A 13,057-nucleotide genomic window follows, 5' to 3' on the forward strand; every position below is an offset into this window, starting at 1 on the left:
CGGTGCGACCGAACAGGATGCTGGGAGGATGGAGACATGGCGTCATCTCCCCTCGGCAGGCCCACGCGCGGCACCACCGGGACCAACCGGCTGCGGCGCAACGACCGCTGGATCGCCGCCAGCGACGCTCTCCGTCGAGCGTCCGATCCCCTCGTCGTCGACCTCGGGTACGGGGCGAGCGGCGTGACCGCGTTCGAGCTCGCGACCCGCCTCGTGCGTGTGCGGCCCGACGTCGAGGTGCGCGGGCTCGAGATCGATCCCGCGCGCGTCGCGAGCGCCGAGATGCAGCTCGCGGAGGTGCGCGCGGGCCGCACGCCGTTCGCCGCAGACCTTCCCGTCTCGTTCGGCCGCGGCGGGTTCGAGGTGCCGCTTCCCGACGGACGCCGCGCGGCGGTCATCCGGTCGATGAACGTGCTCCGCCAGTACGACGAGCAGGACGTGCCGGATGCCTGGGCGCGCATGACCTCGCGCCTGGCGCCCGGTGGGCTGTTGTTCGAGGGCACGTGCGATGAGATCGGGCGCATCGCGAGCTGGATCGACGTCGCCCCGGACGCTGCTCCGCTGCGCTTCACCCTCTCGCTCCGGCTCGCCGATCTCGACCGTCCGAGCATCGTCGCGGAGCGTCTCCCCAAAGCTCTGATCCACCGCAACGTCCCCGGCGAACGCATTCACGCCCTCCTGACCGACCTCGACCGCGAGTGGGATCGGGCCGCCGGACTGTCGACGTTCGGGGCGACCCAGCGCTTCCTCGCCGCCGCGGGCGCGCTGCGCGCACAGGGGTGGCCCGTGCTCGGCGGTCGGACGCGGTGGCGACTGGGCGAGCTCACGCTGCCGTGGTCGGCGGTCGCGCCCGCGAACTGAACGGGAGCGCGGTCGGTCTAGACCTGCGCGCGCGGGTCCGGTGCCGACGGGCGACGGGACAGACGGGTGAGGCGCGGGATGTCGGCCGTCGCACCGGCATCCGCCGGAACGATGACCTGCTGCGAAGCCGCGATCTCGAGGCCGTCGGCTCGCACGACGAGGTCGCCGACCGGTGCGCGGCGGCTGAGGATCGCGAGCGCGATCGGCCCGTCCTCGAAGTGCCGGGCCACGGAGGTCAGGTGCCCGACCTCCTCGTCGCCCGCGAAGACGGATGCCCGGGCCTCCGGCAGCACCGCATCGCTGCCGTCGAGCTGCAGCGCGGCCAGACGCCGCGGCGGGTGCCCGAGGTTGTGCACCTTGGCGACCGTCTCCTGCCCGCGGTAGCAGCCCTTGTTCAGGTGCACGGCGCTGCGGATCCAATCGGACTCGTGCGGCAGGGAGCGCTCATCGACCTCGGTCGCCCAGCGCGGACGCCAGGCGGCGACACGCAGCGCCTCTGCTGCGAGGAGCCCGGCCAGCGCGTCGCGATCGGCAGACACCGCGAGAGCATCCGCGGCCTCGGTCGTCAGCAGCGCGACCCGCCACGCGTAGTCGGCGGCGGGGTGCGCTGCGACCTCGGCGTACTGGTGTCCGCCCGCGGACACGTGCTGCCACGGATCGGCCCAGATCAGGGGCGCACCGCTCGGTGCGGCCGCCGCCGTGGCCACCACCGGCGCGATCGCTCCGCCGTCGAGGAATCCGATCGGAACGAGATCCGGACGGATGCCGACGGAGGCCTGCGCGCGGAACTTCATGCGGGTCAGCCATCCGGCGAGCGCTTCGGCGTCACCGGCATCCGCCAGCAACCAGGTCGATGCGCCGTCGTCGAGGACTCCGGCCGCGTGCTCGACCCGACCCTGCGGGTCGAGGATCAGCAACTCGGTGCTCTCACCCGGAGCGAGACGGCCGAGCGCCTGCGAGGTGATGGAGTCGAGCCAGCTCAGCCGCTCGGGCCCCGCGACCTCGATCACGACCCGATCGCCGAGCGGGACGAAGGCAGCGCCCTCGGCGAGGCGGCGCTGCTCGCGGAACGCGTCGCCGAAGTGCGCGATCACGTCTCCGTCGGAGACGGCGCCGTCGATCTCGGCGAATGCGCCCACGTCAGACCTTGGCCAGTCGCGCGGAGGCGTGCGAGCGCAACGGGGTGCCGAGGGCCGCGATGTCCCAGGCCCACAGCAGGTGGCCGTCGACCAGGCCGTACATCCGCGAGGAGGCGGTGTGCACCTTGGCTCCGGAACTGCGCACCACGGCATCCGTGGCGATATCGATGCGCGGGCCGTTGATCTCACCCAGGTACAGCTCGAGCGCACCGTCGGCGTGGGCGAGTGACACCTCGATCGGGAAGCCGCCGCTCTCGGCGCGCAGCTCCTCGACGTCGTCGACCGTGCGGGCCACGGCGTCCGCGGTCGGGGGCAGCAGTGCCGGACCGGCATCCGCGTCCGTCGCCGGGCGCGCGAGACGCCAGAAACCGGTCTCGGCCAGCAGGGCGGAGGCCGGGGAGCCCTCCTCCGTGAGGAAGGTGGCGGTGGCCGAGTAGTTCAGGAACGGGCCGCCATCATGGCTGAAGCTCACGCGATGCGTGAACTCGCCCTGCAGCCGCTCATCTCCGACGGGGTAGTCGATGACACCTGTTCCCTCCCAGACGCCGATCAGCCACGAGAGCGGGGCGAGGTCGGCCGGGAGGTCGGTGGGAAGCTCGAGCACGATCGGCTCAGCGCTGGCCGCGGAAGAGGTTGCGCAGCACGACCGCCGAGACGAAGACGATCGCGAGGCTCGCCAGACCCAGCAGGCCGATGAAGAAGAGTTCGAGCGCCATGAGATCCATGGCTCCCACCCTACCGCGCGTGAGCGCGACTGTCAGGCGGAGGCGGTCGCGAGGGCGGCGAGCCCGAATCCGACCGAGATCACGCCCATGAGCAGCAGCGCACCGATCACGCTCCCCGCCACCCGGAAGATGAATCCCTCGGTGCGGCCGTACCAGAGCTGCACGGCGAAAGAGAGGAGCACGGCGCCGCCGAAGGCCACCAGCATCCACGGGATGCGCCACTCCTCGCCGACCAGGATGCCGATCGCCACGGCGCCCACCAGAGCGACCGCCCAGACGGCGACCACGCCGGCGAGCGGACTGCGCGGAGCGAGTGCGGGTTGCGTCATGCGTCCATTGTCACTCATCGACCCCGGTATTATTGCCGCACGGCGTTGACCCGCGCGCCGGTGAGGAGTACGCGTGCCCCAGATCCTGGTCTTGACGAATGCTCCTGCCGAGGAGTCGGTCCTGCCCGCGCTGGAGCTGCTCAGCCACACCGTCCGCCAGATCCCCGCAGAGCCCGCGCGGCTGGTGAGCGCCCCCGAGTACGACATCGTGATCGTCGATGCCCGCACCGACCTCGCGGGCGCCAAGTCGCTGTGCCGTCTGCTCCGCGCGACCGGCCAGGAGGCGCCGCTGCTGCTCATCGTCACCGAAGGCGGCATGAGCGCCGTCTCCGGCGACTGGGGCATCGACGACGTGCTGCTCTCGACCGCCGGCCCCGCCGAGACCGACGCCCGCCTGCGGCTCGCGATCGCGCGCCGCGACGACGCCGCGGCTCCGACGCGTGTGCAGGCATCCGGCGTCACGATCGACGAGCAGTCGTACTCCGCCAAGCTGCACGGCAAGCCGCTCGACCTCACCTACAAGGAGTTCCAGCTCCTGCACTTCCTCGCCACGCACCCCTCGCGGGTGTTCACGCGCGAGCAGCTGCTCAGCGAGGTCTGGGGCTACGACTACTTCGGCGGCACGCGCACGGTCGACGTGCACGTGCGGCGCCTGCGGGCCAAGCTCGGCGACGCCGATCAGATCATCGGAACGGTCCGCAACGTCGGCTACCGCTTCAACGTGTACGAGGACGACACCCTGGTGGGCTCGCGGTAACCGAGGGCATCCGTTCACGCGCGTGTCACCTCTCGGTGCTTAGATGTACCCCATGATGGATCCCGCTCTCGCCGACGCAGGTCTCGGCGACGCCGAAGACGACGACTTCGATGCCGTCGAGGCCCCCGACTCGCTCCTCCCGGATCACCGGTACCTCGATCGCGAGCTGAGTTGGCTCGCGTTCAACCAGCGCGTGCTCGAGCTGGCCGAGGATCCCTCGCTCCCCGAACTCGAGCGGGCGAACTTCCTGGCCATCTTCGCCAGCAACCTCGACGAGTTCTTCATGGTGCGCGTCGCCGGCCTCAAACGGCGCATCATCACCGGCCTCGCCGTGCCGACCAACATTGGCCGCTCCCCCTCCGACGCCCTCGCCGACATCTCGCGCGAGGCGCATGCGCTGCAGCTGCGGCACGCGGATGCCTGGACGTCGCTCGTGCGCCCGGCCCTCGCCGACGCCGGTGTCGAGATCACGGAGTGGGACGAGCTGACCGACGACGAGCGCGCGGGCCTGACCGACTACTTCCAGGCCCAGGTGTTCCCGGTGCTCATGCCCCTCGCGGTCGATCCGGCGCATCCGTTCCCCTACATCTCGGGGCTGTCGCTCAACCTCGCGATCCGCATCCGCAACGCACGCACGGGTCGCCAGGAGTTCGCGCGCCTCAAGGTGCCGCCGATGCTGCCTCGGTTCGTGGAGGTACCGGGCAACAGCGAGATCTCGCGCTACCTGCGCCTCGAAGAGCTCATCGCCAACCACCTCGGAGACCTCTTTCCCGGTATGGAGGTGCTCGACCACCACGCCTTCCGCCTCACCCGCAACGAAGACGTCGAGATCGAGGAGGACGAGAGCGAGAACCTCATCCAGGCGCTCGAGGCCGAGCTGCTGCGCCGCCGGTTCGGACCGCCGATCCGCCTCGAGATCACCGACGACATGGACGACGTGACCCTCGAGCTGCTGGTGAAGGAACTCGACATCACCGACCAGGAGGTCTACCGTCTCCCCGGGCCGCTCGACCTGCGCGGACTCTTCGGCCTCTCGCGCATCGAGCGCCCCGATCTGCGGTACCCGCCGCACGTTCCGACCACGGCGGTCGCGTTCCAGCCCGGCGACAGCAGCACGCGTGCCGACATGTTCAAGGCCATCCGCAAGTCCGACGTGCTCGTGCACCACCCGTACGAGTCGTTCACCACGAGCGTGCAGGCGTTCCTCGAACAGGCTGCCCGTGATCCGCATGTGCTCGCCATCAAGCAGACCCTGTACCGCACCTCGGGAGACAGCCCCGTCGTGCAGGCGCTGATCGACGCCGCCGAAGCGGGCAAGCAGGTGCTCGCCCTGGTCGAGGTCAAGGCACGGTTCGACGAGGCGAACAACATCGTCTGGGCGCGCAAACTCGAGAAGGCCGGCGTGCACGTCGTGTACGGCCTGGTCGGGCTCAAGACGCACTGCAAGCTCGCCCTCGTGATCCGCGAGGAAGACGGCAAGCTCCAGCACTACTCGCACGTCGGCACCGGAAACTACAACCCGAAGACCAGCCGCATCTACGAGGACTTCGGGCTGTTCACCGCGGACGCACAGGTCGGAAAAGACCTCACCCGCCTCTTCAACGAGCTGAGCGGCTATGCGATCGAGAAGAAGTTCAAGCGTCTGCTCGTCGCGCCCCTGCACCTGCGCAAGGGACTCGTGCGCCAGATCGACAACGAGCGCGCCAACGCCGTCGCGGGCAAGCCCGCGCACATCCGCATCAAGGTCAACTCGATGGTCGACGAGGAGATCATCGACGCGCTCTACCGTGCCAGCGTGGCCGGAGTGAAGGTCGACGTGTGGGTGCGCGGCATCTGCAGCCTCCGCACGGACCTCGCCGGCATCAGCGACAACATCACGGTGCGCAGCATCCTGGGCCGCTATCTCGAGCACTCGCGCATCTTCGCCTTCGAGAACGGCGGCGATTCGCAGATCTACATCGGCAGCGCCGACATGATGCACCGCAACCTCGACCGACGCGTCGAGGCGCTCGTCCGCGTCACCGAACCCGCGCATCTGAAGGAGCTCCTGGCCTTCTTCGACCTCGCGATGGATCCGGGGACGAGTTCCTGGCACCTCGGCGCGGCCGGCGTGTGGGAGCGCCACGCCGCGGATGCCGACGGCAAGCCGCTGATCGACCTGCAGGATAAGACCATGGGTCAGATTCAGCGACGCCGGCGTGCGCGGGCGGTTCGATGACGGTCGGACAGACCTTCGCAGAGCGGTCGAAGTGGACGGACAAGGCCGTCTACGCGGCCGGTGCCGTCGTCTGGCGCATCGTCGACGGCAAGCTGCGCATCCTGCTGATCCACCGCACCAAATACCGTGACGTCACCCTGCCCAAGGGCAAGGTCGATCCCGGCGAGATGCTCGCCGAGACCGCCGTGCGCGAGGTGCAGGAGGAGACCGGCATCCGCGTCTCCCTGGGCGTTCCGGTGGGCGTGAGCCGCTACAACCTCGCGTCGATGAAGCAGAAGGTCGTGCACTACTGGGCCGCCGAGGCCACCGACGACGCGATCCGCGCGTCGACGTTCGTGCCCAACCGGGAGATCGCGGCGATCGAGTGGGCCAGCGTGAAGAAGGCCAGGGAGCGCCTCAGCTACCCGGTCGACCACGAGATCCTCGATTTCTTCGCCCGTCTGGTCGAGGACGGCGCGCTGCGTACGTTCCCACTGATCGTGCTGCGGCACGCCAAGGCGTTGTCGCGTTCCGAATGGGACGGTACGGATGCCGAGCGCCCGCTCGCCGATCGCGGGCGCCGACAGGCGAAGTCGATCGTCGGCCCCCTGCGCGCCTTCGGCGTGCGGAAGATCGTGACGAGCGACGCCGTCCGATGCGTCGAGACCGTGAAGCCGCTCGCCAAGGCGCTCGATCGCAAGGCCGTGCGCACCGAGCTCATCAGCCAGGACGCCTGGGAGGACGGAACCTCCGATCTGCGCTCGGTGGTCGGGCGGCGCGTACGCTCCGGCAAGCCCGCCGTGCTCTGCAGCCACGGGCCCGTTCTGCCCGGCCTCCTGTCCGAGATCGCGCTCGCGACCGCGACGATCCAGGGCTCCTACCTCAGCAGCGCGGCCGACCTCGAGCCGGCGGCGTTCTCCGTGGTTCACCTCTCGGCCACGAACCCCGGATCCGGCATCATCTCGATCGAGACGCACATTCCGAAGGTCTGACGCGGCCCGGAATTCCGGGGCTTGCACCCCAGAGAGTCGACAGCCGTTCACCTTCCGTTCACCCGCGCGGGAGAGTCTCGTTAACCGCCGCGCTTAGCGTCACTGTGTGCCCTGCACCGGGCCTCAACCCCTCCCACGATCGAACGGATCCACAGTGAAGATCTCCCGAATCGCTCGCATCGGCGCCATCGGCGCCGTCGCTGCTCTCGCCCTGGCCGGTTGCGCCGCGAACGAAGGCGGCACCGGCGGCTCGTCCGAAGCCCCCTCCGACTCCACGCTCTCGGGCACCATCGACGCCACCGGCGCGTCGTCGCAGACCGCTGCGCAGGAGGCGTGGGTCGCCGCGTTCCAGACCGCGAACCCCGACGTCACCGTCAACTACGAGCCCACCGGCTCCGGCACCGGCCGCGAGAACTTCCTCGAGGGCGGCAGCAACTTCATCGGCTCCGACCGTGCGTTCAACGACGAGGAGATCGCCGCCGGCGGCTTCGGCGCCTGCGTGACCGACGACATCGTCGAGGTCCCGCTCTACATCTCGCCGGTCGCCGTCGCGTTCAACATCGAGGGCATCGACACGCTCAACCTCGACGCCGCCACGATCGCGGGCATCTTCGCCGGCACGATCACCAACTGGAACGCTCCCGAGATCGCCGCGCTGAACGACGGCGTCGAGCTGCCCGACCTGGCGATCTCGCCGGTCCACCGCTCCGACCCCTCGGGCACGCAGGAGACCTTCACCAAGTACCTCTCGGCGACCGCCGGTGACGTCTGGACCTACGAGCCGGCCGATGTCTGGCCGATCGAGGGTGGCGAGGCCGCTCAGGGCACCTCGGGTGTCGTCCAGGCCATCACCGCGGGCAACGGCGCGATCGGCTTCGCCGACGCCTCGCAGGTCGGCGACCTCGGCCAGGTGCACGTCGGCGTGGGCGGCGACTTCGTCGCCTACTCGGCCGAGGCCGCTGCCGCGCTCGTCGAGGGCTCGCCCCTCGTCGAGGGACGTGGCGCCGGAGACCTCGTCTTCGACGTCGACCCGGCATCCGCTGCCGAGGGTTCCTACCCGATCGCCCTGGTCAGCTACCTGATCGCGTGCGAGCAGTACGAGGACACCAACGTCGCCGAGCTCGTCAAGGAGTACCTCACCTACATCGCCAGCGCCGAGGGCCAGGAAGCCGCCGCGGACAACGCCGGCAGCGCCCCGATCTCGGACTCGCTGCGCGAGCAGGTCCAGGCCGCGATCGACCTGATCCAGGTCGGCTGATCCAGCCGATCGACTGATGGCGGTGCCCCCGCGTCCCGATCGGACGCGGGGGCTCCGCCCGGTCAGCCCCCGTTCCACCCCGCCCCGAAACAGGGAGACCATGAGCACGACCGCGCAGGCGCCCGCAGCGCCGCACGCACCGATCAAGGCCAAGCAGCGTCTCGGCGACCGGGTGTTTTCCGGTACCGCTCTCGGAGCGGGGATCATCATCCTCGTCGTCCTCGCGCTGGTCGCCGCCTTCCTCATCATCCAGAGCATCCCGGCGTTCCAGCTCGACACCACCGGCAACCACATCCTCAAGGGCGAATCCTTCTGGGTGTACGTCTGGCCCCTCGTCTTCGGAACGCTCTGGGCCTCGTTCATCGCGCTGCTCATCGCCGCACCGATCTCCATCGGCATCGCGCTCTTCATCTCGCACTACGCGCACCGTCGCCTCGCCGCCTTCCTCGGCTACGTGATCGACCTGCTCGCCGCGGTCCCCTCCGTCGTCTTCGGTCTCTGGGGCGGCCTCGTGCTCGCCCCCCTCCTCCAGCCGATCTACGCCTGGCTCAACACCCACGCCTCCTGGGTGCCGTTCTTCGGCGGCCAGGTGTCATCGACGGGAAAGACGATCCTCACGGCATCCCTCGTGCTCGCCGTGATGTGCATCCCGATCATGACCGCCATCTGCCGCGAGGTCTTCCTGCAGACGCCGAAGCTCCACGAGGAGGCGGCGCTCGCGCTCGGCTCCACCCGCTGGGAGATGGTGCGGATGGCCGTTCTGCCGTTCGCCCGCGGCGGTATGGTCTCGGCGGCGATGCTCGCCCTCGGCCGCGCACTCGGCGAGACCATGGCCGTGACCATGGTGCTGTCGCCCTCGGCCGTCGTCAGCTTCCTCGTGCTCACCGCGACGAACCCGACGCCGATCCCCGCCAACATCGCCCTGGCCTTCCCCGAAGCGCACGGCACCGGAGTCAACACGCTCATCGCGACCGGCCTCATCCTCTTCATCGTGACCTTCGCGGTCAACGCGTTGGCGCGATGGATCGTCGCCCGCCGCGCCGAGTTCTCGGGAGCGAACTGACATGACCGTCCTCACCCCCACCCCGACCGCCGTCGCCTCGGCCCCGGCAGCGTCGCTCACCGCGGGCAAGCTCCCCCGGTGGGCCCCGTGGGCCCTGCTCGGCGGATCGCTCGCGGTCAGCGCCGCCGTCTTCGGCGTCGCCGCGATCGGCACCAGCCTCGCGGACTTCAACATCGCCGGCACCGTCATCATCGGGCTCCTGCTCTACATGGTGCTCATCACGGTCATCTCCTCGATCGTCGAGAGCCGCCGCAAGGCCGTCGACCGCCTCATGACGGCGCTCGTCGCGACAGCGTTCCTCATCGCCCTGCTGCCGCTGATCTCGCTGCTGTGGACGGTCGTCTCCAACGGCATCGAGCGCTTCGATGCCGAGTTCTTCAGCTACTCGATGCGCAACGTGATCGGCGACGGCGGCGGCATCGTCCACGCGATCTGGGGCACGCTGCTCATCACCCTCACGGCGACGGTCATCGCGGTGCCGATCGGACTCATGACCTCGATCTATCTCGTCGAGTACGGTCGCGGCAAGATCGCGAAGGCGATCACGTTCTTCGTCGACGTCATGACCGGCATCCCCTCGATCGTCGCGGGTCTGTTCATCTACGCGGTCTTCGCTCTGATCTTCAAGCCGGGCATCTCGATGGGCATCATGGGCGCCCTCGCCCTGGCCGTGCTGATGACCCCGGTCGTCGTGCGAGGCAGCGAGGAGCTGCTCAAGATCGTGCCGAACGAGCTCCGCGAGGCGTCGTACGCACTCGGTGTGCCGAAGTGGCTGACGATCCTCAAGGTCGTGCTCCCGACGTCGATCGCCGGCATCACGACCTCGGTCATGCTCGCGATCTCGCGCGTGATCGGCGAGACGGCTCCCCTGCTGCTCACCGCCGGGTTCACGCAGAGCCTGAACACGAACATCTTCAACGGCCAGATGATGACCCTGCCGGTGTTCGCCTACAACCAGTACATGAATCAGGGCACCAACCCGGACGCTTCGCTCGCCCGGGCCTGGGCCGCTGCTCTCACCCTCATCCTCATCGTCATGGTGCTGAACCTGCTCGCGCGCCTCGTCGCGAAGCTGTTCGCCCCGAAGACCTCCGGCCGCTGAGCGCCCGACCACTCAGAACAGGAAACACGTGTCCAAGAGCATCGAAGTCAACGACCTCAACGTCTACTACGGCAACTTCCTCGCCGTGGAGGGCGTCTCCCTCGACATCCAGCCGCGCAGCGTCACCGCGTTCATCGGCCCCTCGGGCTGCGGCAAGTCCACGTTCCTCCGCACCCTCAACCGCATGCACGAGGTCATCCCCGGCGCTCGCGTCGAGGGCGAGGTGCTCCTCGACGGCAAGGACCTCTACGGCCCCGGCGTCGACCCCGTGCTCGTGCGTCGCCAGGTGGGCATGGTCTTCCAGCGCCCCAACCCGTTCCCCACGATGTCGATCAAGGAGAACGTGCTCGCGGGCGTCAAGCTCAACAACAGCCGCATGTCGAAGAGCGACCAGGACGACCTCGTCGAGAAGTCGCTCACCGGCGCGAACCTGTGGAACGAGGTCAAGGACCGCCTCGACCGTCCGGGTTCCGGCCTCTCGGGCGGACAGCAGCAGCGTCTCTGCATCGCCCGCGCGATCGCGGTCTCGCCCGAGGTGCTGCTGATGGACGAGCCGTGCTCGGCCCTCGACCCGATCTCGACCTACGCGATCGAGGAGCTGATCGGCGAGCTCAAGAATGAGTTCACGATCGTCATCGTCACGCACAACATGCAGCAGGCGTCGCGCGTCTCCGACAAGACCGCGTTCTTCAACATCGCCGGCACCGGCAAGCCCGGCAAGCTGATCGAGTACGACGACACCACGTCGATCTTCACCACCCCGTCCGTGCAGGCCACCGAGGACTACGTCTCGGGCCGCTTCGGATGATCTGACGCCGTCGGCCGTCTGACAGGGCTCGGGGACTTCGGTCGCCGAGCCCTGTCGCGTGCCCTCCCCGCCCCGACCCCGCACGACTTCGGGGACCTGGTGCCCGCCTCAGTCGCGGGGCGAGAGCAGGTACGTGTTCAGCTCGTCGGTCAGAGGCTGGTCGACCGGGAGAGCGGCGCCGTCGACGGCGGTGATCGCCGCCGCGAGGCGCACGCTCGACACGAGCCACGCGGCATCCGCCCGGGGAAGATCGGATGCCGGGATCCGGTCATACCCGACCTCGAAACCGCGGGCGGCGAGGTGCTCGTAGACGCTCAGCTGCGTGGTGCCGTGCAGGATGCCGCCGTTCGGCGCCGGCGTGACGAAACGGTCTCCGAACCGGAGGATCAGCGACGCGGTCGGCGCCTCGAGCACGAAACCGTCGCTGGAGAGGAAGATCGCGTCATCCGCGTCACGGCGGAGCGCCTCCCGCAGTGCGGCCATGTTCACGGCGTACGAGAGGGTCTTCGCCCCCAGCAGCAGCCACGGCGCCCGTTCGGCGGCGCCGAGGTCGTAGCCGCGGTCGAGGGTCACCACACGCACACCGTTCGCGCGCACGGCACGGAAGTCCGCCGCCGGGGCCGCGGTCACCCATGCCGTCGGCGTCGGTCCGTGCTCCACTCCCCTGCTGAGGATGAGCTTGATGACGGCCTCACCCTCGCCGCACTCGTCGGCGGCCTGATCGATCGCCTGCCGCCACTGCGCCAGGTTCGGCGCGGGCAGGTCGCAGAGGCGTGCGGAGTGCGCGAGACGCTCGAGGTGCGGCAGGACCTCCTGGGCGTGTCCGTCGACCACTCCGATCGACTCGAACACGCCGTCGCCGCGCTGCGTGCTCAACTCGCCCACGCTGAGGGCGGGAGCCGCCGCGTCGACGTGGGTGAACGTGTCACCGTAGTCGGCACGCTGCTCGTCGGCGGTGACGGGATCGATCATGAGTGCGAAGCGCCGGTTCATGATCCGAGCCTAGAGCGCCGGGAATACCTTCGCTCGTCTCGCGTTACACTGGTACAGGCCGGGCCGCATAACCCCGGGCTCCATTTTTCGCCGCTGCGAGCGGCCTTCCGCCGAGAGGCGTTCTTGCGGCCCGGTCTTTTTTCTTGCCCGGACTTCTTGCCCGGACTTCTCCCTCCGGGCCGCACTCGTTCGCTCAGGCCAGCGCGCCCGACCGCCACAGCACACTCGCCGCGGAGAGGTCCTGCGCATAGCTGCTCAGTCGCAGCGCCCGGGTCGTCAGTTCACTGGCCCGCCCCGGCTCGGTCGCCTCGTAGTCGTCGGCCGTATGCGTCGCTCCGGACGCCTGTACGCGGCAGAACGCGGCCGCGCGCTCGAGCGCCACCGCGAAGTCGCCGCGGAACGCTCCGCGCAGGATCGTGTCGACCAGCGCGACGATCTCCTCCGGGCTCGCCGGGACCGGGGCACCGGCGATGGCGGCGTCGACCGAGGGAAGCTCGACCCGTCCGCGCTCGTACAGCAGCGCCGAGGTCTGCGGATCGGTGTGGATCGCCAACTGCAGCAGGTACAGCCGCCAGAGCGCACCGGGAAGCGTGCGCGAGGGCGCCTTGGACCACAGTTCCGCGATCTCGTCGATCCCATGCTCGGCCGTGAACGCCACCAGGCGATCGGCGCTCACACCGCTCTCGTCGGCGCGCACCCGCGCCAGCAGGGCGGATGCCGTGGCGTGCGCGATGCGCGTCTCCTCGGCGGGATCGTGCGCCCCGACGAGGTTGTCGAAGGAGGCGGAGGGGCGTCGCACGGGGCGGTGGTGCTGCTCGGGCATCCCACCAGGG

13 protein-coding genes are annotated in these 13,057 nt (G+C 69.4%); 8 read left to right on the forward strand and 5 right to left on the reverse strand.

The window, feature by feature from the left end:
- Positions 1-36: 36 nt before the first annotated feature.
- Positions 37-861, forward strand: coding sequence for a class I SAM-dependent methyltransferase (locus tag KZC52_RS15420; RefSeq protein ID WP_247625023.1), 825 nt, complete (start codon positions 37-39; stop codon positions 859-861).
- 17 nt (positions 862-878) lie between these two features.
- Here KZC52_RS15420 and ygfZ read toward each other — a convergent pair whose 3' ends face one another.
- The 3 genes from ygfZ to KZC52_RS15435 all read right to left on the reverse strand — a co-directional run bounded on the left by ygfZ (position 879) and on the right by KZC52_RS15435 (position 3,054).
- Complete coding sequence (gene ygfZ, locus KZC52_RS15425) at positions 879-2,000, reverse strand: CAF17-like 4Fe-4S cluster assembly/insertion protein YgfZ (RefSeq protein WP_247625024.1); 1,122 nt, start codon at positions 1,998-2,000, stop codon at positions 879-881.
- Between the two features lies 1 nt (position 2,001).
- On the reverse strand, positions 2,002-2,604 hold the full coding sequence (locus KZC52_RS15430) for a heme-binding beta-barrel domain-containing protein (RefSeq protein ID WP_247625025.1): 603 nt from the start codon (positions 2,602-2,604) through the stop codon (positions 2,002-2,004).
- Positions 2,605-2,757: 153 nt separating this feature from the next.
- Positions 2,758-3,054: a hypothetical protein gene (locus tag KZC52_RS15435; RefSeq protein WP_247625026.1), complete on the reverse strand. Its 297-nt coding sequence runs from the start codon at positions 3,052-3,054 to the stop codon at positions 2,758-2,760.
- Between the two features lie 73 nt (positions 3,055-3,127).
- Here KZC52_RS15435 and KZC52_RS15440 point away from each other — a divergent pair, with 73 nt between their 5' ends.
- The 7 genes from KZC52_RS15440 (at position 3,128) to pstB (ending at position 11,231) form a co-directional block, all read left to right on the forward strand.
- Positions 3,128-3,811 (forward strand): winged helix-turn-helix transcriptional regulator, encoded by a 684-nt coding sequence (locus KZC52_RS15440; RefSeq protein WP_247625027.1) that lies wholly within the window; start codon positions 3,128-3,130, stop codon positions 3,809-3,811.
- A gap of 52 nt (positions 3,812-3,863) precedes the next feature.
- Entirely contained in the window at positions 3,864-6,029 is a 2,166-nt protein-coding gene (locus KZC52_RS15445) for an RNA degradosome polyphosphate kinase (protein ID WP_247625028.1), read from the forward strand.
- Positions 6,026-7,000, forward strand: a complete 975-nt coding sequence (locus KZC52_RS15450; protein WP_247625029.1) for an NUDIX hydrolase — start codon at positions 6,026-6,028, stop codon at positions 6,998-7,000. Before KZC52_RS15445 ends, KZC52_RS15450 begins: the two co-directional genes overlap by 4 nt.
- A gap of 154 nt (positions 7,001-7,154) precedes the next feature.
- Complete coding sequence (locus tag KZC52_RS15455; RefSeq protein WP_247625030.1) at positions 7,155-8,258, forward strand: phosphate ABC transporter substrate-binding protein PstS; 1,104 nt, start codon at positions 7,155-7,157, stop codon at positions 8,256-8,258.
- Between the two features lie 100 nt (positions 8,259-8,358).
- Complete coding sequence (pstC, locus tag KZC52_RS15460; protein WP_247625031.1) at positions 8,359-9,321, forward strand: phosphate ABC transporter permease subunit PstC; 963 nt, start codon at positions 8,359-8,361, stop codon at positions 9,319-9,321.
- Position 9,322: 1 nt separating this feature from the next.
- Positions 9,323-10,423: a phosphate ABC transporter permease PstA gene (pstA, locus tag KZC52_RS15465; RefSeq protein ID WP_247625032.1), complete on the forward strand. Its 1,101-nt coding sequence runs from the start codon at positions 9,323-9,325 to the stop codon at positions 10,421-10,423.
- Positions 10,424-10,451: 28 nt separating this feature from the next.
- Positions 10,452-11,231 carry a phosphate ABC transporter ATP-binding protein PstB gene (gene pstB, locus KZC52_RS15470; protein ID WP_247625033.1) on the forward strand — a complete coding sequence of 260 codons (780 nt, stop codon included), beginning with the start codon at positions 10,452-10,454 and terminating at the stop codon, positions 11,229-11,231.
- 108 nt (positions 11,232-11,339) lie between these two features.
- On the opposite strand, the gene KZC52_RS15475 is transcribed toward pstB, so the two are convergent.
- Positions 11,340-12,224 (reverse strand): aminodeoxychorismate lyase, encoded by an 885-nt coding sequence (locus tag KZC52_RS15475; RefSeq protein ID WP_247625034.1) that lies wholly within the window; start codon positions 12,222-12,224, stop codon positions 11,340-11,342.
- Between the two features lie 193 nt (positions 12,225-12,417).
- Positions 12,418-13,047 carry a DNA-directed RNA polymerase subunit beta gene (locus KZC52_RS15480; protein WP_247625035.1) on the reverse strand — a complete coding sequence of 210 codons (630 nt, stop codon included), beginning with the start codon at positions 13,045-13,047 and terminating at the stop codon, positions 12,418-12,420.
- Positions 13,048-13,057 lie beyond the last annotated feature (10 nt).

Origin of the sequence: Microbacterium galbinum (assembly GCF_023091225.1) — a bacterium.
Taxonomy (GTDB): Bacteria; Actinomycetota; Actinomycetes; order Actinomycetales; family Microbacteriaceae; genus Microbacterium; species Microbacterium galbinum.